Origin of the sequence: Nocardia sp. NPDC057227 (assembly GCF_042669725.1) — a bacterium.
Classification (GTDB): Bacteria; Actinomycetota; Actinomycetes; order Mycobacteriales; family Mycobacteriaceae; genus Nocardia; species Nocardia asteroides_A.
The window spans coordinates 54160-77338 of record NZ_JBHUXA010000032.1; the positions used below are offsets into that span (position 1 = coordinate 54160).

27 protein-coding genes are annotated in these 23179 nt (G+C 70.1%); 11 read left to right on the forward strand and 16 right to left on the reverse strand.

What is annotated here, in order from left to right; translation table 11 throughout:
* Positions 1–127: 127 nt before the first annotated feature.
* From ACFUJ1_RS30665 to ACFUJ1_RS30680, 4 genes are all read right to left on the reverse strand, one after another.
* Entirely contained in the window at positions 128–349 is a 222-nt protein-coding gene (locus tag ACFUJ1_RS30665; RefSeq protein ID WP_378650799.1) for a YbdD/YjiX family protein, read from the reverse strand.
* Positions 346–2589: a carbon starvation CstA family protein gene (locus ACFUJ1_RS30670; protein WP_378650800.1), complete on the reverse strand. Its 2244-nt coding sequence runs from the start codon at positions 2587–2589 to the stop codon at positions 346–348. The genes ACFUJ1_RS30665 and ACFUJ1_RS30670 overlap by 4 nt, the downstream gene beginning before the upstream one ends.
* A gap of 105 nt (positions 2590–2694) precedes the next feature.
* Positions 2695–3096 (reverse strand): VOC family protein, encoded by a 402-nt coding sequence (locus tag ACFUJ1_RS30675; RefSeq protein WP_378650801.1) that lies wholly within the window; start codon positions 3094–3096, stop codon positions 2695–2697.
* Positions 3097–3106: 10 nt separating this feature from the next.
* Complete coding sequence (locus ACFUJ1_RS30680) at positions 3107–3937, reverse strand: helix-turn-helix domain-containing protein (protein ID WP_378650802.1); 831 nt, start codon at positions 3935–3937, stop codon at positions 3107–3109.
* A 35-nt stretch (positions 3938–3972) separates the two neighbouring features.
* On the opposite strand from ACFUJ1_RS30680, the gene ychF reads away from it, so the two are divergent.
* Positions 3973–5052 carry a redox-regulated ATPase YchF gene (ychF, locus tag ACFUJ1_RS30685; protein ID WP_378650803.1) on the forward strand — a complete coding sequence of 360 codons (1080 nt, stop codon included), beginning with the start codon at positions 3973–3975 and terminating at the stop codon, positions 5050–5052.
* A gap of 119 nt (positions 5053–5171) precedes the next feature.
* Here ychF and ACFUJ1_RS30690 read toward each other — a convergent pair whose 3' ends face one another.
* Genes ACFUJ1_RS30690 through ACFUJ1_RS30700 form a run of 3 tightly spaced genes read right to left on the reverse strand, consistent with a single transcriptional unit; the run spans position 5172 to position 7466 of the window.
* Entirely contained in the window at positions 5172–6020 is an 849-nt protein-coding gene (locus ACFUJ1_RS30690) for a hypothetical protein (RefSeq protein ID WP_378650804.1), read from the reverse strand.
* Positions 6013–6993, reverse strand: coding sequence for a type IV toxin-antitoxin system AbiEi family antitoxin (locus tag ACFUJ1_RS30695; protein WP_378650805.1), 981 nt, complete (start codon positions 6991–6993; stop codon positions 6013–6015). Before ACFUJ1_RS30695 ends, ACFUJ1_RS30690 begins: the two co-directional genes overlap by 8 nt.
* A 44-nt stretch (positions 6994–7037) precedes the next feature.
* Positions 7038–7466, reverse strand: a complete 429-nt coding sequence (locus tag ACFUJ1_RS30700; RefSeq protein ID WP_378650806.1) for an iron chaperone — start codon at positions 7464–7466, stop codon at positions 7038–7040.
* Positions 7467–7913: 447 nt separating this feature from the next.
* Here ACFUJ1_RS30700 and ACFUJ1_RS30705 point away from each other — a divergent pair, with 447 nt between their 5' ends.
* Positions 7914–8561 carry an LppP/LprE family lipoprotein gene (locus ACFUJ1_RS30705; protein ID WP_378650807.1) on the forward strand — a complete coding sequence of 216 codons (648 nt, stop codon included), beginning with the start codon at positions 7914–7916 and terminating at the stop codon, positions 8559–8561.
* A 4-nt stretch (positions 8562–8565) separates the two neighbouring features.
* Here ACFUJ1_RS30705 and ACFUJ1_RS30710 read toward each other — a convergent pair whose 3' ends face one another.
* The gene (locus tag ACFUJ1_RS30710) at positions 8566–9018 is read right to left on the reverse strand and encodes a DUF4259 domain-containing protein (RefSeq protein ID WP_378650808.1); all 453 of its coding nucleotides are present in this window, start codon (positions 9016–9018) and stop codon (positions 8566–8568) included.
* Positions 9019–9412: 394 nt separating this feature from the next.
* On the opposite strand from ACFUJ1_RS30710, the gene ACFUJ1_RS30715 reads away from it, so the two are divergent.
* The 6 genes from ACFUJ1_RS30715 (at position 9413) to ACFUJ1_RS30740 (ending at position 12989) form a co-directional block, all read left to right on the forward strand.
* A complete protein-coding gene (locus tag ACFUJ1_RS30715) occupies positions 9413–9793 on the forward strand; it encodes a hypothetical protein (RefSeq protein ID WP_378650809.1) in 381 nt (126 codons plus the stop codon).
* Positions 9790–10611 carry a hypothetical protein gene (locus tag ACFUJ1_RS30720; protein WP_378650810.1) on the forward strand — a complete coding sequence of 274 codons (822 nt, stop codon included), beginning with the start codon at positions 9790–9792 and terminating at the stop codon, positions 10609–10611. The genes ACFUJ1_RS30715 and ACFUJ1_RS30720 overlap by 4 nt, the downstream gene beginning before the upstream one ends.
* The gene (locus ACFUJ1_RS30725; RefSeq protein WP_378650811.1) at positions 10605–11084 is read left to right on the forward strand and encodes a roadblock/LC7 domain-containing protein; all 480 of its coding nucleotides are present in this window, start codon (positions 10605–10607) and stop codon (positions 11082–11084) included. The genes ACFUJ1_RS30720 and ACFUJ1_RS30725 overlap by 7 nt, the downstream gene beginning before the upstream one ends.
* Before the next feature lie 22 nt (positions 11085–11106).
* Positions 11107–11469 carry a hypothetical protein gene (locus tag ACFUJ1_RS30730; RefSeq protein ID WP_233021005.1) on the forward strand — a complete coding sequence of 121 codons (363 nt, stop codon included), beginning with the start codon at positions 11107–11109 and terminating at the stop codon, positions 11467–11469.
* A 270-nt stretch (positions 11470–11739) separates the two neighbouring features.
* The gene (locus ACFUJ1_RS30735; protein ID WP_378650823.1) at positions 11740–12501 is read left to right on the forward strand and encodes a DODA-type extradiol aromatic ring-opening family dioxygenase; all 762 of its coding nucleotides are present in this window, start codon (positions 11740–11742) and stop codon (positions 12499–12501) included.
* Positions 12502–12515: 14 nt separating this feature from the next.
* Positions 12516–12989: a MarR family winged helix-turn-helix transcriptional regulator gene (locus ACFUJ1_RS30740; RefSeq protein ID WP_378650812.1), complete on the forward strand. Its 474-nt coding sequence runs from the start codon at positions 12516–12518 to the stop codon at positions 12987–12989.
* 180 nt (positions 12990–13169) lie between these two features.
* Here ACFUJ1_RS30740 and ACFUJ1_RS30745 read toward each other — a convergent pair whose 3' ends face one another.
* The 3 genes from ACFUJ1_RS30745 to ACFUJ1_RS30755 all read right to left on the reverse strand — a co-directional run bounded on the left by ACFUJ1_RS30745 (position 13170) and on the right by ACFUJ1_RS30755 (position 15254).
* Positions 13170–14078 carry a hypothetical protein gene (locus ACFUJ1_RS30745; protein ID WP_378650813.1) on the reverse strand — a complete coding sequence of 303 codons (909 nt, stop codon included), beginning with the start codon at positions 14076–14078 and terminating at the stop codon, positions 13170–13172.
* Positions 14075–14623 carry a hypothetical protein gene (locus tag ACFUJ1_RS30750; protein ID WP_378650814.1) on the reverse strand — a complete coding sequence of 183 codons (549 nt, stop codon included), beginning with the start codon at positions 14621–14623 and terminating at the stop codon, positions 14075–14077. The genes ACFUJ1_RS30745 and ACFUJ1_RS30750 overlap by 4 nt, the downstream gene beginning before the upstream one ends.
* Positions 14624–14747: 124 nt before the next feature.
* Positions 14748–15254 carry a MarR family winged helix-turn-helix transcriptional regulator gene (locus ACFUJ1_RS30755; protein WP_378650815.1) on the reverse strand — a complete coding sequence of 169 codons (507 nt, stop codon included), beginning with the start codon at positions 15252–15254 and terminating at the stop codon, positions 14748–14750.
* 158 nt (positions 15255–15412) lie between these two features.
* Between ACFUJ1_RS30755 and ACFUJ1_RS30760 the strand changes: the two genes are divergently transcribed.
* Positions 15413–16771, forward strand: coding sequence for an MFS transporter (locus tag ACFUJ1_RS30760; RefSeq protein ID WP_378650824.1), 1359 nt, complete (start codon positions 15413–15415; stop codon positions 16769–16771).
* On the opposite strand, the gene ACFUJ1_RS30765 is transcribed toward ACFUJ1_RS30760, so the two are convergent.
* Genes ACFUJ1_RS30765 through ACFUJ1_RS30780 form a run of 4 tightly spaced genes read right to left on the reverse strand, consistent with a single transcriptional unit; the run spans position 16758 to position 20387 of the window.
* Positions 16758–17747, reverse strand: a complete 990-nt coding sequence (locus tag ACFUJ1_RS30765; RefSeq protein ID WP_378650816.1) for a glycine betaine ABC transporter substrate-binding protein — start codon at positions 17745–17747, stop codon at positions 16758–16760. The two genes, ACFUJ1_RS30760 and ACFUJ1_RS30765, sit on opposite strands and share 14 nt — an antisense overlap.
* Positions 17744–18505, reverse strand: coding sequence for an ABC transporter permease (locus tag ACFUJ1_RS30770; RefSeq protein ID WP_378650817.1), 762 nt, complete (start codon positions 18503–18505; stop codon positions 17744–17746). Before ACFUJ1_RS30770 ends, ACFUJ1_RS30765 begins: the two co-directional genes overlap by 4 nt.
* Positions 18502–19743, reverse strand: coding sequence for an ABC transporter ATP-binding protein (locus tag ACFUJ1_RS30775; protein ID WP_378650818.1), 1242 nt, complete (start codon positions 19741–19743; stop codon positions 18502–18504). The genes ACFUJ1_RS30770 and ACFUJ1_RS30775 overlap by 4 nt, the downstream gene beginning before the upstream one ends.
* Positions 19740–20387, reverse strand: a complete 648-nt coding sequence (locus tag ACFUJ1_RS30780) for an ABC transporter permease (protein WP_378650825.1) — start codon at positions 20385–20387, stop codon at positions 19740–19742. The genes ACFUJ1_RS30775 and ACFUJ1_RS30780 overlap by 4 nt, the downstream gene beginning before the upstream one ends.
* A 341-nt stretch (positions 20388–20728) precedes the next feature.
* Between ACFUJ1_RS30780 and ACFUJ1_RS30785 the strand changes: the two genes are divergently transcribed.
* The gene (locus tag ACFUJ1_RS30785; RefSeq protein WP_378650819.1) at positions 20729–21916 is read left to right on the forward strand and encodes a hypothetical protein; all 1188 of its coding nucleotides are present in this window, start codon (positions 20729–20731) and stop codon (positions 21914–21916) included.
* A 167-nt stretch (positions 21917–22083) separates the two neighbouring features.
* Positions 22084–22803 (forward strand): DUF1906 domain-containing protein, encoded by a 720-nt coding sequence (locus ACFUJ1_RS30790; RefSeq protein WP_378650820.1) that lies wholly within the window; start codon positions 22084–22086, stop codon positions 22801–22803.
* A 7-nt stretch (positions 22804–22810) separates the two neighbouring features.
* On the opposite strand, the gene ACFUJ1_RS30795 is transcribed toward ACFUJ1_RS30790, so the two are convergent.
* Positions 22811–23131 carry a hypothetical protein gene (locus tag ACFUJ1_RS30795; RefSeq protein WP_378650821.1) on the reverse strand — a complete coding sequence of 107 codons (321 nt, stop codon included), beginning with the start codon at positions 23129–23131 and terminating at the stop codon, positions 22811–22813.
* Between the last annotated feature and the right edge of the window lie 48 nt (positions 23132–23179).

A 23179-nucleotide genomic window follows, 5' to 3' on the forward strand; every position in this document is an offset into this window, starting at 1 on the left:
AAATCGGACACGGCCGTGCGGCGTGCATTTCACCGGCCACGCGGGCCACCCGCCGCCGCAGCGCGGTCGAGCCCGCACGCGGCCACTCGGCGCCGACCGGCGGATCCGGCCGCAGGTCAGTCTGCGCTCAGCAACAGCGCGCGCCGGGATTCCGCTCCGCTTCCGCGTGCCGCTCCCGCCAGTACTCCCGCTCCGACGGCACCGGCCGATCCGGGTGCACCCGGCGCAGGTGAGCCACGTACCGCTGGTAATCCTGCCCCCCGAGCACCCCGTCGAACCACCAGAGCACCCCGCCGAACGCCCGGCGCAGGACGGCCGGGAGCGCGGTCCGGCCGTCCCGCCCGGTCAACTCGCCGGCTCCGGCGTCCGCGCCTGCTTCTCCGCCAGTTCGTCCCACTGCCGCTGCACCTCCTTCTCCTCCGCCGTCGGGAAGAACCCGCTCGGCGCGAAGAGCTTCGACGGCTCCTCCGGCGATTCGGTGGTCTCCGCCCCGCCGGAGCGCAGCGCCCGCAGGCAGACGAGCGCGCCGACCACCGCCACGATGATCACCAGCACCGCGAAGACGATCGAGAGCGTGCCCTGGATGAAGGTGTTGCGCACGACGGCGTCCACGCTCTCCGGCGTCTTGGCGGTCAAACACAGCGTGCCCGCCTCCTGCGCCTGCTGGCAGATGCTGTGCTGCTTCCAGTAGCCGAGCTTGGGGTCGGCGGAGAAGATCTTCTGCCAGGACGCCGTCATGGTCACCACGAGATCCCAGACCAGCGGCACCGCCGCGATCCAGGCCCACTTCACCATGCCCTTCTTGATCAGGATGGTGAGCACGACGGTGAGCGCGATCGCCGCCAGCAACTGGTTCGCGATGCCGAAGAGCGGGAAGAGCGCGTTGATGCCGCCGAGCGGGTCGGTGACGCCCATGAGCAGGATCGAACCCCAGGCAAGCACCACCGCGGCCGAGCAGAACCAGGCCCCGACCCGCCACGACGGATCCTTGAACTTGCGCGCGGGCCCGCCGAAGTTGCCCAGCGAATCGGAGAGCATGAACCGCGCCACCCTGGTGCCCGCGTCGATCGTGGTGAGGATGAAGAGCGCCTCGAACATGATCGCGAAGTGGTACCAGAACGACTTCATGCCCGCGCCGCCGAGGAACTGGGAGAACACCTCGGAGATGCCGATCGCCAGCGTCGGCGCGCCGCCGGTGCGCGAGATGATGCTCTCCTCGCCGACGTCGGCCGCCGCCTGGCTGAACGCCTCCGGCGTGGTCGGCGGCCCGGAGAGGCCGAGCGAGTTGGTGTAGGCGGCGGCGGTCTCCGGGGTGCCGCCGGTGAGCCCGACCGGCGCGTTCATCGCGAAGTACAGGTGCTGGTCGATGATGCAGGCGGTGATGAGCGCCATCACCGCGACGAACGACTCCATCAGCATGCCGCCGTACCCGATCATCCGGGCGTGCGACTCCTTCTCCAGCAGCTTCGGCGTGGTGCCGGAGGCGATCAGCGCGTGGAATCCGGAGAGCGCGCCGCAGGCGATCGTGATGAACAGGAACGGGAAAAGGCTGCCCGCGAAGGCCGGGCCGTTGCCGCTGATCGCGAACTGCGAGACCGCGGGCGCCTTCAGCACCGGCAGCGTCACCAGGATGCCGATCGCCAGCAGCCCGATGGTGCCGATCTTCATGAAGGTGGAGAGGTAGTCGCGCGGGGCGAGCAGCAGCCACACCGGCAGCACCGAGGCGACGAAGCCGTAGCCGATCAGCAGCCAGGCGATGGTCACCGGGGAGAGCGTGAACCAGTCCGCGCCCCAGCTCGTCTCGGCGACCCAGCCGCCCGAGACGATGGCGAGGATGAGCAGCACGAAGCCGATGATCGAGACCTCGCCGACCTTCCCCGGCCGCAGGTAGCGCAGGTAGACCCCCATGAAGAGCGCGATCGGAATGGTCATGCCGATGGAGAAGATCCCCCACGGGCTCTCCGCCAGCGCGTTCACCACCACCAGCGCGAGCACCGCGAGCAGGATCATCATGATCACCAGCACGCCGACGATGGCGGCGACGCCGCCCACCAGCCCCAGCTCGTCGCGGGCCATCTGCCCCAGCGACCGCCCGCGGCGCTTCAGCGAGATCCACAGCACCAGGTAGTCCTGCACCGCGCCGGCCAGCACCACGCCGACCACGATCCAGATCGTGCCGGGCAGGTACCCCATCTGCGCCGCGAGCACCGGGCCGACCAGCGGCCCGGCCCCCGCGATGGCGGCGAAGTGGTGCCCGTACAGCACCCGCCGGTCCATCGGCACGAAATCCTTGCCGTTGTCCAGGATCTCGGCCGGGGTGGCGAGGTCGTCGCGCGGCTTGGTGATCCTGCGCTGGATCAGCGTCGAGTAGAACCGGTACGCGATGACGTAGGTGCAGACCGCCGCGATCACGATCCACACCGCGTTCACCGATTCGCCGCGGACCACCGCCAGAATCGCCCAGGCGACGGCGCCGAGCACCGCGATGGCGCCGAATATCCCCTTCTTGACCGGCGTGATCGGACGTCTGTCCACCACACCGACCGGTGGCAGATCCGGATCCGTCCGCAGATATTCGATCGTCGCCATCTGCTCACACTCCCGTCGACGCCCAGCTCCATTGCCGAAACAGCAGCCAACGTATCCGATCGGAGAGCACCGGCCCGGCCTTGTTCCATATTGTTCCTCCGCGCGTCATTCCCCGCGGTAGGTTCCGAAACTCCAGAGATTCCCCTCGGGGTCGCGGACGCTGAACCCGCGCGAGCCGTAGTCCTCGTCGCGCAGCCCGCGCACCAGCTCGGCGCCTGCCGCGGTGGCGCGCTCGAACAGCGCGTCCGGCTCGTCGGTCACCAGGTAGATGTTGTCGTTGCCGGTCGCGCGGGAGCAGAACGGATCGTCCGACTTGTTCGCGGTGCCGTACATGATGCCGCCGCCCGCGGGCCAGCGGAGTTCGCCGTGCTCGACGATCGAGGGATCGTTCTCCCTGGTGTATTCGGCGACCTTCCGGAATCCGAAGGCGCGCACCAGGAAATCGACGGTCTTCTCCGCGTCGCGGAAGGAGAGGCAGGGCCAGAGGCCGACAGTGTTTTCACTCATGGCTCCACCTTCACGCCAGGGGGGTGGTCCCGTCTTGGACGGATGGAATCTCCTCGGTGCGCCACAGCGTCGGCGCGCACCCGGCCAGCTCCGCGAAGTCCCGATTCAGGTGGGCCTGGTCGTAGTACCCGCAGGCCGCCGCGACCTGCGCCAGCGAAATGTGCGACGGCACCCGCTCGATCATCCGCCGCGCCCGCTCGAACCGGGCGATCCGACCGGCCAGCTTCGGCCCGAGCCCGAACTCTCCGGTGAATCGCCTGGTCAGGTGCTGCCTACTCCAGCCGATCTCCCCGGCCAGCGCCCCGATCGGCGGGCCGCTGCGCACCACCGTGCGCCACGCCCAGGCCAGCTCCGGCGTGACCTGCCGCTCGTGATCGGCCAGGTCGGTGAGCACCCGATCGACCGCCGCGAACCGCCCCGGCCAGTCCGGCACCGTCTGTAGCTCGGTCCAGAGCCGCTCACCCAGCGGCCCCGCGACGTCGGCCAGCTCCAGCGAGAGACTCCACAGCTCCCCGGCGGGCACCCCGAAGAGCGTGCGGCAGCCGAGCGGCGTCAGCGCGATGGCGACGCCCTCCTGATTGCCGTCGTGCCGGATCGTCGCGGGCCCGGCCTGCAACCCGCCGAGCACGCAGCCGTAGGCGCCCGGCCGCTGCCCCGGATCGGGCTGCGCGACCACCTCGATCCGCGGCCCGATGGCCACGATGAAGGTGAGATGCCGCGACGGCAGCCCGCGATGCAGCCCGGGCGCGTACCCGGTCTGCCGATAGCCGAGGTAGTGGTCGACGAACCCGGCGAGCGCCTGCGCGGGCCGAGCCGTCACCACCTCGGAGGTGGGCTGCATGGCTCCCAGGCTACGCCGCGTAGACTCTGCTCCTCGTGAGTCTCACCCTCGGAATCGTCGGGCTGCCCAACGTCGGAAAATCGACGCTGTTCAACGCCCTGACCAAGAACGACGTGCTCGCCGCGAACTACCCCTTCGCGACGATCGAGCCCAACGTCGGCGTGGTCCCCCTCCCCGACCCCAGGCTCGACAAACTCGCCGAGATCTTCGCCTCCGAGCGCATCGTCCCCGCCGTGGTCTCCTTCGTCGACATCGCGGGCATCGTCAAGGGCGCGTCCGAAGGTGCGGGCCTCGGCAACAAATTCCTCGCCAACATCCGCGAAGCCGACGCCATCTGTCAGGTCGTCCGGGTCTTCGCCGATGACGACGTCATCCACGTCGACGGCCGCGTCGACCCCTCCGCCGACATCGAGGTCATCGAGACCGAACTCATCCTCGCCGACCTGCAGACCCTGGAGAAGGCGGTCGTCCGGCTGGAGAAGGAAGCGCGGGTCAAGAAGGACCGTAAACCCGCCGCCGACGCCGCCAAGCAGGCGCAGGAGATCCTGGACTCCGGCCGCACCCTGTTCGCCGCCGCCGCCGAGATCGACACCGAGCTGCTGCGCGAGCTGAGCCTGCTCACCGTGAAGCCGTTCCTGTACGTCTTCAACGCCGACGAGTCGGTGCTCACCGACGAAGCCCGCGTCGCCGAACTTCGCGCCTCCGTCGCCCCCGCCGACGCGGTGTTCCTCGACGCCAAGGTCGAAGCCGAACTCCTCGAACTCGACGACGAGTCCGCCCTGGAACTCCTCGAATCCATCGGCCAGACCGAACCCGGCCTGCACGGCCTCGCCCGCGCCGGCTTCCACACCCTCGGCCTGCAGACCTACCTCACCGCCGGGCCCAAGGAGGCCCGCGCCTGGACCATCCACCAGGGGGACACCGCTCCCAAGGCCGCCGGGGTCATCCACACCGACTTCGAGCGCGGGTTCATCAAGGCGGAGATCGTCGCTTACAACGATCTGGTGGCGGCGGGGTCGATGGCGGCGGCGAAGGCTGCGGGGAAGGTTCGGATGGAGGGCAAGGACTACGTCATGTCCGACGGCGACGTCGTCGAGTTCCGCTTCAACGTGTAGCCCGTAGGCCTTCGCCGGCGGATCGAGCGATCTGTTCGCTACCTGCCCGCCGCAGGTGCTCGAGCGGCTTCCCGCTCGAGCACGTACCCGACGTCTGATCGAATCACCTCCGTGCGCATCTATCGACGGTCAGGTGGGAACGCTGCACTTCCCTGTGTGAAGTCGGTGAGCGCGATCAGTTCTGACGTGGCCGAGGCGGTGTTCGGCTTGCTGCTGGAACGCGCTTTCGCGAAGTGATGAGCCAAGATGCCGAGGTCTGTGGACTCCAACGCCGCGGTGAGTTCGGCTTCCCGCTCCGCACCGAGCACTTCGGCAATCTCCTCGGAGAGGAGGTACAGAGCAGCCACGTCGGTGTCGAGCTCGGCCCGTTGGAGGAGATCGAGCCGGGTGCTGTAGAGAAGCTTCCCGATCTCGGGATCGCGCTGGTACCAACTACACAGTGTGGCAATGTCGCTTGCGTCCTTGTACTCGAAATGAGCGCTGCGATCAGCCCACGCTTTCACCTTGAGCACGGCGTAGCCCGCAGGCGTGGGTAGCGCGATCCGGCTTCCGCCCGGCAACGTCAATTCGTCGGAACGGTCGAAGACTTCCTGGAATCCGAATACGTCGATCGACTCCCGTCTGCCGGGCAGGCGAGCGGTGCCTGCCGGATGCTCGATGCCGCCGAACGGCACCACGTCGACGGGAATATCGGCCACGGAGTACCGGACGTCGGTCGCCCCGGAGCGCGGTAGCGCCGAGGTGATGCGGTGGTATTCGGCGGGGCCGCTCACCGCCAGTGCCACATCGACATCGTCGGTGGAGCGCATGGTGTCCGTGCGGCCGAATGCCTGATGTAGCAGGTCGCGGCAGTGTGCGCCGATGAGCATGAGCGACCGTTCGTCGGCACCGGTCAACGATGACAGTTCGGCGACGACGCGATCTAGCAATACCAGCGAGCTGGGCTCGACATTTCCCAGGTCAAACACGGTGCTCCTGCCGAAGCGCTGCGGCGACCTCGGTCTGACGTGGCTCCTGGGTGGCGAGGAGGTCCGCGTAGACGAGGAGCGGCGGCGCTGCCGTGGGTGCGAACTCGGGTGCGCCTGGAAGCGGCTGCCCGAGCGGTGTCGTCCAGAACTTCCGGCGAACTTCGATATTCGGCTCGGCCGATCGCCGCCATCCGCTGTGCGCGCCCACCGCGAAGTCGAAATCATCGACGTAGACGGTGAGCGTCTGTGGATTTCGAATCCTTGTCACCGCCGATTCGCCGCTGATCAGATAACCCGGTCGCGGTGACCAGCGCGCTGGGTCTCCCTCGAACGAGTGGAGACGAAGTTTGGGCAGGAGTGATAACCGGTAGGCGGCGGTCCAGATATCGACGAGTTCGGGACGCCGGTGCAGGGATTTGCCGATCAGGTAGCCGGAATCGCGCATGGTGCTCAGGGTCGACTGCGTGAGACCCAGTGAGGTTCCGGCGGTCTTCGCGAGCATGCGGACCGGTGCGTCGGTGAGGTGGGGCCACGCCAGCAGGGCGAAAACGACCTGCATTCTTCTGGTGCTGAAGAGATTGGTCTGTCCGCCACTGTGCTGAGTCGGCTCGGTGACATGCTTGCGGCCCTGGATGTCGATCAGGACCGGTCCGAAGGCCAGGTGGGCGTTTCCGGCGAGGTCCGCGTAGTCGATGCCCGCGTCATGCAGGCTCTCGGCAGTGCGGATGTTGATCCGGGGGCCCAGGACAAGCAGCGGTTCGTCGCTTCCGTGCCGGGCGAGCTTCGAGACCTCCGACCAGGTCGGGTGGGGCAGCCAGGCAGCCCGGTAGGTGGCGGTTTCGCCCGAGCGGCGGATCTCGACCTGCGCGAGTTCGTCCGAGGCCCAGTCCCGGATCTCGAACTCGATCGGAAGCCGGGACAGGGCGCGGCTCATTGCGGCTTCGACCTCCGCGCGCTGTGTTCGATCCTGCACACTGTTCACTTTAATTGAACATTCGCGAAAAATGAACGTCCGCCTCAGCTCGCCGCCTTGGTGATCAACGCCCCCAAACGCTCCGCATCCACCTCCGACAACTCCGTGATGGCGAACGACGTCGCCCACATCGCCCCGTCGTCCAACGCCGCGATCGCATCGAACCCGAACGTCGCGTACCGCGCCTTGAACTTGTCCGCCGCCTGGAAGAAGCACAGGACCTTGCCGTCGCGGTAGTAGGCGGGCATGCCATACCAGAGCTTGGGGACGAGCGCGGGGGCGTGGGTTTTGACGAGGGTGTGGATGCGTTCGGCGATGGCGCGGTCGGCGTCGGGCATCTCGGCGATCTTGGCGAGGACCTCCGGCTCGGTGTCCTTGCCGCGCTTGCGGGACTTGAGTTCGGTCGCGCGCTGCTTCATGGCGTCGCGCTCCTCGGTGGTGAAGCCTTCGTAGCTCTTGGTCTTGTCGGTCATGGGTGGCTCCTGCCTGTGGTGATCCGGTACCGGCAACGGTAGGGGCGGTGGAGCGTCCGGGGCTTCTCGAAAACTGATCGTTTGTGGCAAGCCCCGGAACTGGGGGCGTAATACCGGGCGGAAGATTCCGATTCTGCTGGTGTCGGGGTTCTGAAAGGGGAGGCAATGCGGAAGATCTTCGGGGCGGCGGTTATGGCGATCGGGGTGGTCGCGGCGGTGGCCGGGTGTCAGGGCGATATGGGGGAGTCGGCGCCGCCGGGAACGACGGTGACGCAGGCGCAGGGCGGTACTCAGCAGCCGGGGGGCACGCAACAGCCGGGGGGCACGCAGCCCGGCGGTACCCAGCAGCCAGGCGGTGCCCAGCAACCGGGTGGGCAAAGCCCGGGGTCGCCCGCCCAACCCGCCACGGCGGGCAATGGGAAGTGCCTGGACCCGGCATCGCCGGTGGTGACAGCAGCCGTCGCCACCCTCGGCCGGGCCGGGAACGAGGCACCCTTCCTCCCGGACGGCGTCAGCGACAACCCACTCGGCCAGTGCCCGCAACTCCTGTGGGCCCGGGTGACCGCGGGCGGCTCCGCGAGCTCCCCATCGCACATCCTGTTCTTCGACCACACCGGCTACCTCGGCACCGCCACCCAGCGCGAGACCTCCTACGCCTCGGTGAACGGCGCGACCGACACCACGGTGCAGGTGCAGTACCGCTGGCTGCTCGGCGACGAACCGTTCTGCTGCCCGCAGGGCGGCCCGGTCACCATCACCTTCACGCTGAACGGCAGGACGGTGACCCCGGACCGGCAGGTGCCGAGCGAGGTCACCGACCCGTTCCAGCCTGCCCCCGGCTGCCCGGTGGACACCGCGACCCTGGTGACCGCGCTCCAGGGCACCGACATCGAGGACCGCCTGGCGACGCCGATCGAACTGGAGGACGCCAGGTGCGCGAACGGCTGGGCGTCGGCGCGCAGCGGGTCGCACGGCGGTACGACGCAGCCGGCCCGGGTGCTGTTCCAGTACTCCGCGAACGCGTGGCGGCCGGTCGACGTCGGCAGCGCCATCCGGTGCGCGGAGTACGGCGCACCGGAGCAGCTCTGCGGGTAGCGGGTCAGCGGCGCAGCACCGCCAGGAGTTCGTGCACGCTCACGAACGCCGGGTGCTGCGCCGTGTCGCCACCACCGTCGGCCCACAGCTCGACCCACTCGGAGTCCGGGCCGAGTACCCGCTCCAGCGCCCGGACCGCGAGTTCCGGTGTGCCCTCGCCGATATCGAAGGTTCCGCCCTCGGTGAGGAAGGTGGGCCCGTAGGCGGAGGTGACGGGGGTGCCGCCGGGTAGCGTCGACGCGACGACCGCGGCCGCTGCGACGGCGGCGCTGGCCTCGTCGTTGTCCAGGTAGCCGGTGGTGTCCGCCGCCTCGGTCAGTGCGCCGCGCAGCAGGGCCTGGCGGTCGCCCGGCTGGGCGTGGTGGATGCGCGCGCTCCAGTCGCCGGCGTGATCGTTGTCGAAGGGTCCGAAATCCCAGGCGCCCATGTGTTCCTCTCCCGTGGTGTCGCGGCTCACCGTAGGGCACCGGACCGACAGGGTGTGCCCGGTGGTCGCGGGGGCGTAGCGGCACGGTTGCCGATGAAACATACGGGTCGGTCGCCCAGTGAAAGCCCCGGCGATCCCCGCACAGGTGCGCCGCCCGGCGGGGGCCACGCGCCGGGGCAAGGGTCCTTGGTCCCTATCTCAGGTCGATATAGGAAGTACTTCGAGAATGAAAACCGAAAGGTCTCTCATGCCGCCGGGAATTGGATACCGAAAGGTTTCTAATACCGACAAGTCTGAATACCGGCGGGTAAATCACTCGTATCCTGGGGTTGCCCGGGATTATCTGCCGTTCGACGTGCGATCACTCGCGCCGGTGTGTAGCGTCTGGAATTCGTAACCTACAGAGGAACAGGCCGGGGGATCGGTGATCGGGATCGATGGCTGCCTGCAACGCATCATGGACATTCCTGGTGCGCGCAGCGTGACACTGGTGGACGGGGCCAGTGGCTTGGCGATCGCAGCCGCAGGTAGACATGACCACGTCGACGAGCACGAGGACGCCGCGGGGACCACGGACGTGGTGCGCGCGGTGCTCGGTTGCTCCGCGCTCGCGACCGACGGCGACGACGTCAGCGAGATCATCGTCTACGGCACCAGCGGATATCACCTGCTGAATCTCGTGAACGGCGATTTCGACGGAAGATTATTCGTTCACGTCCTCTTCGACGAGGAAAACGGAAACTTGGCAATGGCGCGATTCCGGCTCAAGAATATCCTCGGCGAAATGGCCGGCGATCCCGCATGAGCACTGATCTCGAACTCGAACTGCAGCGGCTGGAAAAGGCGGGGAGCACCGGCGTCCTGCGCGCGAGCGACGGCGAGTTCCACCTGGCCGAGGGCGCGATCGTCTCCGCGGAGTGCCGCTGGACCACCGGGCTGGACCGGCTGGTGGTGGAGGCCGGAGTCGCCACCGAGGAGGACTGGCGACGGGCGGGCGCGGGCGATCCGGCGCCGGTGCTGGGCCGACCCCGGCTGGAAACCCTGGCGTTGCTGTCGGTCTTCGACGCCGCCTACTTTCTGCTCGCCACCGCCGAGCGGAGCGAATTCCACCCGGCGCCCGCGCACTGGCTGGCCCCGGTCTGCCACGTGCCGCCGCGGGCGCTCATGCGGGAGTGCGCGCGCCGCGGCGATCCGCGCTCCGGGCCGTGGCCCGCCGCGCTGGTCGATCGCGCCGCCGTCGTCCCGGTGCGCCGGGTCCGGCGCAGGCGCGTCGTGCTGACCGGCGGCCAGGCGGAGGTGCTCGCCATCGCGGACGGCCACCGCACCATCGCCTCGATCGCGCGGGCGCTCGGGCGCACCGCCTACGGGGTACTGGAGGCGGTGCGCGACCTGACCGCCGCCGAACTGATCGAGCATCCGGTGCTGCTGCCGGAGCCGCCGGTCGCCGAAATCCCGACGCTTCCGGTGACACCGCTTCCGGTGACCCCGGCGCTCCCGATCACCCCGCTGCCGCGGCGCGTCGCCCAGCCGGTCGAGCCGCTCGCCCCGTACGACCGGCTGGAGCCGGTCGACCGCGAGGTGCTGGTCCGGCTGAAGGCCGCGCTGGAGGAGCTGAAGTGGTGACAGCGGGAAAGAAGCTGCTCGGCGATCTGATGGGAAGGAAGAGCAAGGTGTCGATGTCCGGACCCGCACCAGACGCCGTCGTCCTGGCGGAGCTCAGGGCGCTGCGCGAGCGCGTGCCGAAGCTCACCGGCGCGCTGGTCGCCTCCAGCGACGGCCTGCTGGTCGCCCACGACCTGCCCCCGCAGATCGAGCCGTCCCGGATGGCGGCGCTCGCCGCCTCCCACCTCTCGCTCTCGCACCGGCTCGCGACCACCGCGCACGGCGGCGGGTTCCACGAGGTCGTGGTGAACGGCACCGGCGGCCACGTGGTCATCTACGCGGCCGGCTGGACCTCGCTGACCGTGCTCGCGGGCCCCGAGGTGAACGTCGGGCGGCTGCACCTGGAGAGCCGCCCCGTGGCCCGCGCCATCGCCGACCACCTGACGGCGATCACGAACGATCCCGGAAAAGACCGGGCAACGAAAACCCACTGAAAGGAAACCTGTGTCCACCACCATGGATCTCGCCCTGAAGGACATGATGGTCATCGATGGCGCTGTCGGCGCCGCGGTGGTCGATTACAACAGCGGCATGGCGCTCGGCATGCTCGGCAGCTCCAAGTCGCTCGACCTGCAGGTCGCCGCCGCGGGCAACACCGAGGTGGTGCGGGCCAAGATGCGCACCATGGAACAGCTCGGGCTGAACGAGGACATCGAGGACATCCTCATCACGCTGCAGGGCCAGTACCACATCATCCGCCCGATGACCGGCCGCAAGTCCAAGGGCCTGTTCCTCTACATCGCGCTCGACCGCAACCGGGCCAACCTGGCGCTGGCCAGGCACCGGCTGCGCGGGATCGAGGAGGATCTCGAGGTCTAGCACCTCGCACGCTCGCGGAGCCCGGCACCGGGGCCGGGCATCGCGGGAATGAATCAGCACCTCGCGGCGCTGCAGTCGGTAGAATTTGAACTTTGAAATACCGACTTCCCGAGGTGACCCGTGACCACGTCCCGCCTGCTCGATCCGGCAGCGTCGCGCACCGCGGCGGCCGATGCGCTCGTCCCCGCCGCGCACCCGTTCGCCGGACACCTGCGGCACGCCGCCGCTGGCACCGAGCCGCACCGCGGCTGGACGCCGGGCGACGGCCCGCTGCCCGCGCTCTACCTCAGCCACGGCGCGCCGCCGCTGCTGGAGGACGCGCCGTGGATGCGGCAGCTGCACGGCTGGGCCCGCGCGCTGCCGCGGCCGCGCGCGATCCTCATCGTCAGCGCGCACTGGGAGTCCGACGCCATCGGCATCACCAGCACGGCGCCGACCGAGCTGGTCTACGACTTCGGCGGCTTCCACCCGCTCTACTACCGGATGCGGTACGACACACCGGAATCCGGTTCGCTCGCCGAGCGGCTGCGGGCGGTGCTGCCGGACGGCACGCACGTCCACGAGCACCGCGGCCGCGGGCTCGACCACGGCGCCTGGATTCCGCTGAAGGTCATGTATCCGGAGGCCGACATCCCGGTGTTGCAGCTCAGCCTGCCCACCGATGACCCGGCCGGGCTGCTCGCGCTGGGCGAGCGGCTGCGCGCGCTGCGCGCCGATGGGGTGCTGGTGATCGGCTCCGGCTACATGACGCACGGCCTGCCCTACGTCGACTGGGCGCACCCGGAGCGGGTTCCCGGCTGGTCGCGGGAGTTCGACGAGTGGGCGGCGGCCGCGCTGGCCGCCGGCGACCTGGCCGAGCTCACGGAGTACCGGCATCGAGCGCCTGCACTGGCCTACGCGCACCCGACGGTGGAACACTTCACACCGCTGTTCGTCACCCTCGGCGCCGCGACCGAACCGGCCGCCGCGGTCACCACCGTGATCGACGGATTCGCCATGGGCCTGGCCAAGAGGTCGGTCCAGACCGCCTGAGAGCCGAGGTGCCCGTGTCCGATCCACGCTGGCTGGACGACCGCGAGATGGCGGCCTGGCTGCCGCTGATCAAGCTCATCCACCTGCTGCCGCAGGCGCTGGACCGGCAGCTGCGCGACGAGGTCGGGATCGGGCACAGCTACTACTCCATGCTCGCCTCGCTCTCCGACGCGCCCGACCGCACCATGCCGATGGGCGAGCTGGCCCGCTACACCGCGACCAGCCCGTCCCGGCTCAGCCACGCCATCTCGGTGATGCAGGAGCGCGGCTGGGTCGAGCGCAGGCCGTCGCCCGCGGACCGCCGCATCCAGTACGCCACGCTCACCGGCGCCGGGCTGGAGGTGCTGCGCAAGGTCGCGCCGAGCCACGTCGCCGAGGTGCGCAGGTTGATCTTCGACCGGCTCACCCTCGAACAGGTGGATCAGCTGCGCGACCTGGGGACCGCGGTGCTGGACGGGCTCGACGGCGCCGGATCGGCCGGGCGCTGAGCGGGATCCGTCCACGCCGCGCGCGGCTGCACGCGGGCGGCGGCGCTGGACTCCATCGGCGAAGCGCTCATCGGCACGCTGCTCACCGGGACGGCGGAGCGCGTCGACACGAACTGCTGCGGGAATGACGAAAGCACCGGCCCGCGAATCGGATTCGCGGGCCGGTGCTTCGAGCGTCGGTCAGTTGCCGAGCGTGAGCAGCTTCTGGAAGAAGTCGCGGTACTCGCGCAGCGCCTGGCGCAGGTCCTCGGTGTCGCCGTCGGTGCCGCGGGACCAGCGGCCCTGCAGTTGCTGCTGGCGCTCGGACCAGCGGGTGGTGATCTGCTCGACGGTCTCGGCCACGAGCAGGTCGGCCCTGGTGACGGCGTCGTGCGGGTTGTCGACGAAGGAGCCCTGGACTTCCTTCCAGCGGGTCTCCAGGACGTCGAGCAGGTCGCGGTCGAAGAACGGCTTGTCGGCGGTGTCCGCGGACTGCGGAGTCGTCGCGGTGGTGGCCGGGACGGCGGGCTCGCGGGAGACCGTGGCGGAGTGCGGCTCCGCGTCGAGGTCCGGGGTGGTGTCGTGGTCGCTGTGGTGGTCGCCGGAGGCGGCGGGGCCTGCCGTGATCGTCGGCTTGCCGGACAGTCCGTCCGCGGTCGCCGCATCGTCCGTCACCACGGTGGAGTGCGACTTGTCGTGTGTCGCATCGAAATCGGACGCGGTGTGCGTCCCGTCGGTATGCGTCGGGCTGTGCGTCCCATCGGTATGCGTCGCGCTGTGCGTCCTGTCGGTATCCGACCCGGTGTGCGTCGCATCGAAATCGGACGCGGTGTGCGTCCCGTCGGTATCCGACGCGGTGTGCGCCCGATCGGTATCCGACGGGGTGTGCGTCAGGTCGGTATCCGACGCGGTGTGCGTTCCGTCGGTGCCGGGGTCGGTCGGCGCGTGCCGCTCGCCGGCGTGCGGCTCGTGGCCGTCGACATCATCCCGCGTCGCGTCGTGCGCGCTCGCCGAGGGCTCGGTGACCGCGGTGGATTCGCCGGGCGCCCCCGGCCCTCCGCTGATCCGGACCTGGTCCCGGTCGCGGGTGCTGTTCTGGTCGGTGCTCATGCGTTCACGTCCTTGGTGCTGTATTGGCCATCGTCGAGCAGGTCACGGAAGATTTCGCGGAAGTGCACGATGGCGGTGCGCTGATCCTCGGTGGAGGCGTCGCGGCCGGCGATCTCGTGGCCCTTCCGGTAGTGCTCGAGCACTGCGGTGTGCCGCACCGAGAGGTGCGCGGCCTGCTCCTCGTACTCGCCGGTGGGGTAGCCGCGTTCGGCCATCACCTCGGTCACCAGGCGGTCGGCCTCGCGCACCGCGCCGGCCGGGTCGTCCACGAACTGCTCCTGCACGCCGTTCCAGCGCTCGGAGTACTTCGCGGTGCGCGCGGGCTCCAGCGGCCGCAGTTCGAGCTCCGCGTGCTTGCGTTCGCGGTCCAGTAGTTCGTGCTCGCCGCTGCGCTTGTCCGGCGCCGCGGTCACCACGCGGTCGTACTCGGGGCCGAATCTGCGCTTCAGCTTGTTGCTCCGCAGCGCGGGCCGCACCAATAGGGCGATCCCGGCCGCGGCGACGATCACCACGAGTACCACGATGGCCAACACTCCAGCAGACACCCGATTCCTCCTTTGCCGAACCCGATGTGTCGAGAACGGGAATGCCTCGCCAACGCGATCCGAAACGGTGCTGTCCGCGGCGGATCCGAAGCGAGCGGGAGGTTTTCGCCGGGCGGCGAAGAATTTACGGTCGCTGACCTGGTTCGGCGACGGAATCGGCGGCGGGGCGCGGCCACGGATTCTCTTCGCGCTGCTCGATATCCCGGTTGAACCGGGAGATCAGCGCGCCGAGCTGGGCCAGGTCGGCCTCCGGCCACTCGGAGACCACCGTTCGCAGCCCCTCGTGCGCGAGCGCGCGGTCGGCGGCGAGCAGCTCCAGCCCCTTGGCGCTGGCCCGCACCTTGCGCGCCACCCCGCCGTCCGGGTCCGGAACCCGCACCACGAGCTGCTGCCTGGACATCGCCGCCACCTGGCGGTTCAGCGTCGAGATGTCGAGCCGGAACGCCTCGGCGAGCTCGCGCAGGCTGAGCGCGTGCTCCAGCTCCAGCCGGGTCAGGATGAGGAAGGCCGAGCGCTCCAGCTGGTGCCCCGCGCGTCGCGGGGTGGCGCCGGTGTAATGCCGGGAGAGCAGGGTCAGCTCGAACGAGAGCCGTTCGACGGCGTCGTACTCACCGGAACCGGAATCGGACATTCGACCACTATGTCCCAGGACCGGGGGAGCGCCAAATTGTGCACGATGCACATGGTGTGTACCGTGCACATGTGAGTATCACCGCCGAACCCGACACCGGGTCACTCAGCGGCGAGCGTCGCCTGCCGCCGCCCGCCGTCCTGATCGCCACGCTGAGCATGGTCGGCGTCGTGGTCTCGCTCATGCAGACCCTGGTCATCCCGATCGTTCCGCTGCTGCCCGGGCTGCTCGGCACCTCGCCGACCAACGCCTCCTGGGTCATCACCGCCACGCTGCTGGCCGGCGCGGTGATGATGCCGATCAGCGGCAGGCTCGGCGACATGTTCGGCAAGCGGCGGATCCTGCTGCTGACGCTGTTCCTGCTGGTCGCCGGGTCGCTGGTGTGTGCGCTCTCCTCCTCGCTCGGGCCGGAGATCGTCGGCCGGGCGCTGCAGGGCGCGGCCAGCGGTGCGATTCCGCTCGGCATCAGCATCCTGCGCGACGAGCTGCCGCCGCAGCGGGTCGGCTCGGCCATCGCGGTGATGAGCGCGACGCTCGGCGTCGGCGGCGCCGTCGGGCTCCCGCTCGCCGCGGTGATCGCGCAGAACGCGGACTGGCACGTGCTCTTCTGGACCTCGGCCGGGCTCGGCGCGCTCTGCGCGGTGCTGGTCTTCCTGCTGGTGCCGGAGTCGGCGGTGCGCACGCCCGCCCCCTTCGACTTCCTCGGTGCCATCGGGCTCGCCGTGACGCTGGTCGCGCTGCTCGTCGCCATCACCAAGGGCACCGACTGGGGCTGGAGCAGCGGCAGCACCCTCGGGCTGCTCGCGCTCGCGCTGGTCGCCGGGCTCGTCTTCGGCTGGTACGAGCTGCGCCGGAAGGCGCCGCTGGTCGACCTGCGGGTCTCCGCGCGCCCCCGGGTGCTGCTCACCAACCTGGCATCGATCGCGATCGGCTTCGCGCTCTACGGCATGTCGCTGACCTTCCCGCAGCTGCTCATGGCGCCGGAGGCCACCGGCTACGGCTTCGGCCTCTCCATGGTCGCCGCGGGGCTGGCGCTCGCGCCGGGCGGGTTGATGATGCTGCTGCTCTCGCCGGTCTCGGCGCGAATCTCGGCGGCGCGCAGCCCGAAGCTGACGCTCGGGCTCGGCGCGACGGTGGTCGGTCTCGGCTACCTGAGCGCGGCGTTCTGGATGGGCGCGGTCTGGCAGATCGTGCTGGCCGCGAGCATCGTGGCGGCCGGTATCGGGCTGGCCTACGCGGCCATGCCCGCGCTGATCATGGGCGCGGTGCCGATCAGCGAGACCGGCGCGGCCAACGGCCTGAACGCGCTCATGCGCGCCATCGGCACCTCGACCTCGGCGGCGGTGATGAGCGTGGTACTCGCGCACATGACGATGGACCTGGGCGGGCACCAGCTGCCCTCGCGGGACGGCTTCCTGCTGACCTTCTACATCTCGGTCGCCGCGGCCGCGCTGGCGGTGCTGATCACCGCCTGCATCCCGATGAAGCGTACGGCGGACGCCGCTACCCCTTCGTGACGAAGCCCTGCTCGACCATCCAGTCCCGCGCCACCTCGGCGGGCTCCCTGCCCTCCACGTCGACCAGCCGGTTCAGCTCGGTCACCGACTCGTTGGTGAGCAGCGTCGTTATCGGCTCCAGCACGGTGATCACCTCGGGGTGCTCGGCGGCGTAGGCGTCGGTCATCACCAGGGCGGCGTTGTACTTGGGGAAGAAGGCGCGGTCGTCGGCGAGCAGCAGCAGGTCGAGCGCCGGGATGCGGCCGTCGGTGGCCGCCACCGAGCCGAACCGGCAGGAGCCGCCGTCGGCGACCGCGCTGTAGACCACCGCGTCCTGCACGATCTGCTTGGGCGCGCTGCCGTTGTCGATGCCGTATGCCTTCGCCATGCCGGGGTAGCCGTCCTGCCGGACGTTGAACTCGGTGCCGACGCAGGTCACGGCGGCGCCGGGGTCGGCGTTGAGCAGCTTCGCGTAGTCGGAGAGGCTGCGCACCCCGGTCTGCTGCGCGTATGCCGCGCTGGTGATCAGCGCGTAGGTGTTGTTCACCGGGGCCATCGCGGCCCAGCGCATGCCGTTGGCGGCGAGATCGGCGTCGCGCACCGCCTCGAACTGGCCCTGCGAATCCGGGATCGGCTTCTCGTTGCCGAGGTAGTTGATCCAGCCGGTGCCGGTGTAGTCGAAGGCGATGTCGATCTGGTCGTTGAGCTGGGAGTCGCGCAGGCTGTTCGAGCCCTGGATATTGGTCAGGTCGCGGACCTCCATCCCGGCCGCGGTGAGCGCGAACTCGATGATGTAGCCGAGGATCAGCTGCTCGGTGAAGTCCTTGGAGCCGACGGTCACCGCGACCCCCTCGAGCGCGGGCACCGGCCGAATGCTGCCCGGCCCGACGCTCAGCGGCACCGCGCCGCCGGACTCCAGCCCGCACCCGGTCAGCGCCAGGACCGCCGCCGCCAGGAGCGCGCCGAGCCCCCGCCGCGTACAGCGGCTCCCCGTCACCGCAGGCCCTTGGGCCCCAGGTACTGCTCGGCCAGCGCGCCGAGCCAGTCCACCAGCAGCGCCAGCGCGACCGCGAGCACCGCGCCGAGCACCAGGGTGACGTTGTCCCGCAGCTTGTAGCCGGTGTCGATGAGAATGCCGAGCCCGCCCGCGCTGACCAGGAAGGAGAGCGTCGCGGTTCCGACCGCGAGCACCAGCGAGGTGCGCAGCCCGGCCAGGATGTACGGAATGGCGAGCGGGAACTCGATGCGCCGCAGCACGGCCCACTGCGACATGCCCTGCCCGCGGCCCGCGTCCACGACCGCCGGATCGACCTGCTGGTAGCCGAGGATGGTGTTCCGCAGCACCGGGAGCAGCGAGTAGAAGGCGATCGGCGCCACCCCGATCCAGAACCCGGTGGTGCTGGTGACCAGGTAGAAGAGCACGATCAGGCCGATCGCCGGAGCCGCCGCGCCGATATTGGCGATCCCGACGAAGACCGGTGCCAGCCTGCGCCAGCCGGGCCGGGTGACCAGGGTGCCGATCGGCACCGCCAGCGCGACCACGATCAGCACGACGGTCACGGTGATCAGGATGTGCTGCCAGGTCACGGTGGCGACATTGGAGACATTGACGCTCGCCTCCTGGGTCGCGGTGAGATCCCGGTTGAAGGCCCAGATCAGCACTCCCGCGACGAGGAGCGCGACCAGCAGCGGCTGGGCGAGTAGCCGCAGCCGCTCGGCCCTGCGCTCGGCACCGGTCGAGGTCGCGGTGCTCACGCCGGCTCCGAACTTCCGCCGGTCGGCTCCGCGTTGCCCGCTGCGGGCTTGGCGGCCTCGTGCTCCGGCGACTCGGCCGCGTGCCGCACCGTGGCGAGGTGTGAGACCAGCGTGTCGACCGCGATGGTGCCGAGGTACTCGTTCCGGTCGCCGGTGACGATGGCGGTCGCGGTCGGCTCGGCGAGCAGCGCCTCCAGCGCGTCCTGCAGCGTCGAGCGGCGCGCGACCCAGTCGGCCACCGGGGTGCCCACCGCGGCGAGCGAGGCGGCGCGGTCCAGCTGGTCGGCGGTGACCCAGCGCAGCGGCCTGCGCCGCTCGTCGAGCACGAGCGCCAGGGAGTCCCCGCTGCGGGCCAGCTCGGCGCGGAGCCCGGCGATGTCGTCGGTCTCCAGCGCCGCCGGGGTGGGGTGCAGCTCGATATCGCTCACCCGGGTGAGCGTGAGCTGCCGCAGCCCGGCGCCGGCGCCGACGAAGCCGGCGACGGTGTCGTCGGCGGGCGCGGCCAGGATGGCTTCGGGGGTGTCGTACTGCAGGATGCGGGACTGATTGCCGAGCACTGCGATCCGATCGCCCAGCTTGACCGCCTCGGCGAAGTCGTGGGTGACGAAGACGATGGTCTTGTGCAGCTCGGACTGCAGCCGGAGCAGCTCGTCCTGCAGGAAGCCGCGGGTGATCGGGTCGACCGCGCCGAACGGCTCGTCCATCAGCAGCACCGGCGGGTCGGCGGCGAGCGCACGGGCCACCCCGACGCGCTGCTGCTGGCCGCCGGAGAGCTGGCGCGGGTAGCGGTCGCGGAAGGTCGCGGCGTCCAGCCCGACCAGGTCGAGCATCTCCTCGACCCGGGCCGCGATCCGCTTCTTGTCCCAGCCGAGCAGCCCGGGCACGGTCGCGATGTTCTTGGCGACGGTGAGGTGCGGGAAGAGCCCGGACTGCTGGATGGCGTAGCCGATCTTGCGGCGCAGCTGGTCGCCGTTGATCTTCAGCGCGTCCTCGCCACCGATGGTGATCTTCCCCGAGGTGGGCTCGATCAGCCGGTTGATCATCCGCATCGTTGTGGTCTTGCCGCAGCCGGACGGGCCGACGAAGACCACGATCTCGCCGGGCGGCAGCGTCATCGAGACATTGTCGACCGCGGGCTTCTCGCTGCCGGGGTACCGCTTGGTCACCGAGTCGAGCACGATCTCGACGCCGGAGACCGCGTCGGTGCCCGCGGACTTGTGCAGGTCGGTGTCGGTCACGTCGTTCCCCTCGAGATGGTGAGTCGTCCGACGAGGACGAGGATCCCGTCGAGCAGCAGGGCCAGGATCACGATCAGCACGGTGCCGGTCAGCGCCATCGGCACGGCGGTCGGGCTGCCGAGCCTGGCCAGCCCGGAGAAGATCAGGTTGCCGAGGCCGGGGCCCTTGGCGTACGCCGCGATGGCGAGGATTCCCATGATCATCTGGGTGCTGACCCGCATGCCTGCGAGAATGGCGGGCCAGGCCAATGGCAGCTCGATCCGGGTGAGCACCCGCAGCGAGTTCATCCCGACGCCGCGGGCCGCGTCGGTGACGGCGGGATCCACCGCCGCCAGCCCGACGATCGTATTGCGCAGGATCGGCAGCAGCGCGTAGAGCACCAGCGCGATCACGGTGGGCGCGACGCCGAGGCCGAAGATCGGAATCAGCAGCCCGAGCAGCGCGAAGGACGGAATGGTGAGGACGGCGCTGGCCAGCGCCGTCGCCACCGAGGAACCGAACGGGCTGCGATACACCAGGATCCCGATCAGCACCGCGATCAGGGTGGCCAGGAAAACCGACTGCACCACCGCCGAGACATGCAGATAGGAATCGGTGAGCAGCTGCGCGCGCCGGTTCACCACGAAGGTCCACAAGGTGTCCAGGATTGCCTCCCACGGCCCGGTGTTGCGTTGCAGACTAACCCCTGCGAGGTCGCGAAGCGGGCGTTCCGCGCGCCGGGTGCGGCGCGTTTCGCGTTCCGGCCGTGGTCGGTGCGCCGCGGGGGGTTCCGGTCGGGCCGAGCAAAACTGTTGCCGCTCAACCTGAATGGGCAATGCGGGGGTGGCGTTTCGGCGCGGGGGGCTTACGATGGGAGCGCGGCGCCCGGCAGCGTCGTTCGCGGGCCCTGTCCTGCCTCCCCCTCATCGGCAGGACAGGGCTCCTCTCTCGTCGCGTAGCGTGTGCTGTGTCCGCTGCCCAGCTCGAGGTTTTTCGGAAGAACGAGATGCGACCGACCGACGAGACACCGCAGGCCCCGGCCTTGCGCGCGGAGCCGGTGCCCGAGCAGGAGTGGCTGGAGTACGCCGAGTTCGGGGAGCGTTTCGTCGCGCACGCCGTCACCGAGGAGCGGGTGGCCGCCGCGGTCGCCGGGGTCACCGGGCGCAAGATCACCTTCGGGCCGTTCAAGCTCGGTCCGGCCGGGCTCGCCGGGTTCGTGGCCGAGGGCAAGGTGGGGGAGCCGCGGATCGTCCGGCACGGCCCGCACGTGCACTACACCGTGACGGTTCCGGTCTCGCTGGCGCTCAAGGCGCTGCTGGGCGGGCGCAAGCTGCGGTTGGAGGCCGTGGTCTCGGTGGAGATCGCGCTGCACGCCCGCACCGCGAGCCCGCTGCTCGTGGTCATCGACATCCCCGCCATCCGCCCCGACGACGTCAGCGTCGTGCTGCGCACCCAAGCGGGCGACGCGGTGAACGAGATGCTGCTCGACCCCATCGCGGGCGTCGTGCAGCGCGAGGTCGCCAACCGGGTGAACCCCATGCTCGCCGACCCGCAGACCCGCCGCCGCCGGGTCTTCGACATCGAGGCCATCGTCGCGGGCACCGAATCCGCGCACCGCCGCAGGGCCGAGACGGAATGGGCCTTCGACTGGATCGACTACGCCGAGTTCGGCAGGCGCTTCTTCCCGCTGCTGGTCACCCCGGAGCGGGTGAACGCGGTGCTGGCGGAGCGGCTGGCGGGCAGGCCGATCGAGATCGGGCCGCTGCGCACCGGCCCGGGCCGCCGGGCGACGGTGACCGTGCGCGGCGCCGTCCGGCTGCCGACGCTGCGCCCCCGCGAGCCCGCACCCGGCCATATCGAGCCGGTGGTCTACGACATCACCCTCCCGGTCGCCCTCGACATCACCGTCGACGTGCTCAAGGCCAACCGGTACCGGGCCGAGCTGGAGGTGCCGCTGGTGCTGGCCGCCCGTGCCGCCGACCCGCTGCTGCTCGTCATCGACGTCGACCCGCCGGACCCGGCCGAGATCCGGCTGGAGCTCGCCGCCGAAGGGGTGCGGGCGGCGACGCTCGGCGCGCTCGCGAAGATCCGCAAGCAGGTGGTCGCGCAGGTCGCGGCGGTGATCCGCAAGGAACTCACCTCGGGCTCCGGCCGGGTGATCGACGTCGGCGCGCGGATCGGGAAGGCCGTCTGACGCCGCTGTGACCGGTGTTGTCCATGAGTCTGGCGGTTCGCGTGGGGTTGTGGTGAAATGAGTCCACGTTCGAGGCTCCCGGCGCGTGTGACCAGGGGAAGGTGCGCCGGGCACGCTGTTCTTTCGAGTTCGACAGGGTGCACGGGGGGTCACGAAGGAGTCCTGCGATGTGCTCGTCCTCCGCTGCCCTTTCCCGTCGCGGCCTGTTCGGTCTCGCGGCCGCCGGTGCCGCCGTCGCCGCGGTCGGCATGCGCGCCCCCGGCGCCGCCGCCGCCCCGCTCGGCACCCTGATCGACTACTCCGGCGGTGTTCCCTCGGCCGAGGCCATCGCGGAGGCCGGGCACGCCGGCGTCATCCGGTATGTCTCCGACCGCAGGCCGGGCGCCGAATGGATGGCGGGCAAGCCGTTGCTCTCCGGCGAGGTGGCCGAGCTGCGGGACGCCGGGCTGGAGATCGTCTCCTGCTACCAGTTCGGCAAGGGCCCGACGGCGGACTGGCGCGGCGGCCTCGCGGCCGGGCGCGAACACGCCGAGCGCGGGCTGGAGCTGCACCGCGAGGCGGGCGGGGCGGAGGACCGGCCGATCTACGCCGCCATCGACGACAACCCCACCGCGGTCGAGTTCGCCACCCTGATCGCGCCCTACCTGCTCGGCTGGAACGGCGTGGTCGGCAAGCGCAACACCGGCATCTACGCCAACGCGCCGACCATCGAGCTGGCCAGGGTGGCCGGGCTGGCGACCTGGTTCTGGCAGCACGACTGGGGCACGCCGAAGGGCTTCGTGCACCCCGCCGCGCACCTGCACCAGTTCGAGATCGACAAGCGCGCCATCGACGGCGTCGGCATCGACCGGAACCACATCCTGCGCCCGCAGTACGGGCAGTGGTGATCCCGGGCTAGGTCTGGCTGTGCCGCACCGGATCCGGCTCCGCGTCGGGGACGACGCGCAGCACCGGCCTGCGCTCCGGCTCGGCGTGCAGCCCGCGCCAGGAGAGCAGTGACCAGCGGGAGAGCCCGGAGAAGGCCGAGCCGAGGCTGAGGAACGACCCGGACGAGAGCAGCGAGCCGAACGACCCGACCGAGCCGATCGAGAGCACCGACCCCACGCTCCCGACGGACAGGATCGAGTAGGCCGAGCCGATCGACAGGATCGACCCCTCGGAACGAATGGACAGCAGCGACCGCCTGCTCCGGATCGACCGTCTGGTGCTCACCATGCCTGTGGTCTATCACACAAGACGGCGCCCCGCGAGCGTGGCTCGCGG

Bases quoted from the DNA above. Each gene is read 5' to 3' on its own strand.
- ACFUJ1_RS30670 (WP_378650800.1), bottom strand. From the start codon at position 2,589: ATGGCGACGATCGAATATCTGCGGACGGATCCGGATCTGCCACCGGTC.
- ACFUJ1_RS30675 (WP_378650801.1), bottom strand. From the start codon at position 3,096: ATGAGTGAAAACACTGTCGGCCTCTGGCCCTGCCTCTCCTTCCGCGAC.
- ACFUJ1_RS30680 (WP_378650802.1), bottom strand. From the start codon at position 3,937: ATGCAGCCCACCTCCGAGGTGGTGACGGCTCGGCCCGCGCAGGCGCTC.
- ACFUJ1_RS30700 (WP_378650806.1), bottom strand. From the start codon at position 7,466: ATGACCGACAAGACCAAGAGCTACGAAGGCTTCACCACCGAGGAGCGC.
- ACFUJ1_RS30720 (WP_378650810.1), top strand. From the start codon at position 9,790: ATGAGCACTGATCTCGAACTCGAACTGCAGCGGCTGGAAAAGGCGGGG.
- ACFUJ1_RS30730 (WP_233021005.1), top strand. From the start codon at position 11,107: ATGGATCTCGCCCTGAAGGACATGATGGTCATCGATGGCGCTGTCGGC.
- ACFUJ1_RS30745 (WP_378650813.1), bottom strand. From the start codon at position 14,078: ATGAGCACCGACCAGAACAGCACCCGCGACCGGGACCAGGTCCGGATC.
- ACFUJ1_RS30755 (WP_378650815.1), bottom strand. From the start codon at position 15,254: ATGTCCGATTCCGGTTCCGGTGAGTACGACGCCGTCGAACGGCTCTCG.
- ACFUJ1_RS30760 (WP_378650824.1), top strand. From the start codon at position 15,413: ATGGTCGGCGTCGTGGTCTCGCTCATGCAGACCCTGGTCATCCCGATC.
- ACFUJ1_RS30785 (WP_378650819.1), top strand. From the start codon at position 20,729: ATGCGACCGACCGACGAGACACCGCAGGCCCCGGCCTTGCGCGCGGAG.
- ACFUJ1_RS30790 (WP_378650820.1), top strand. From the start codon at position 22,084: ATGTGCTCGTCCTCCGCTGCCCTTTCCCGTCGCGGCCTGTTCGGTCTC.
- ACFUJ1_RS30795 (WP_378650821.1), bottom strand. From the start codon at position 23,131: ATGGTGAGCACCAGACGGTCGATCCGGAGCAGGCGGTCGCTGCTGTCC.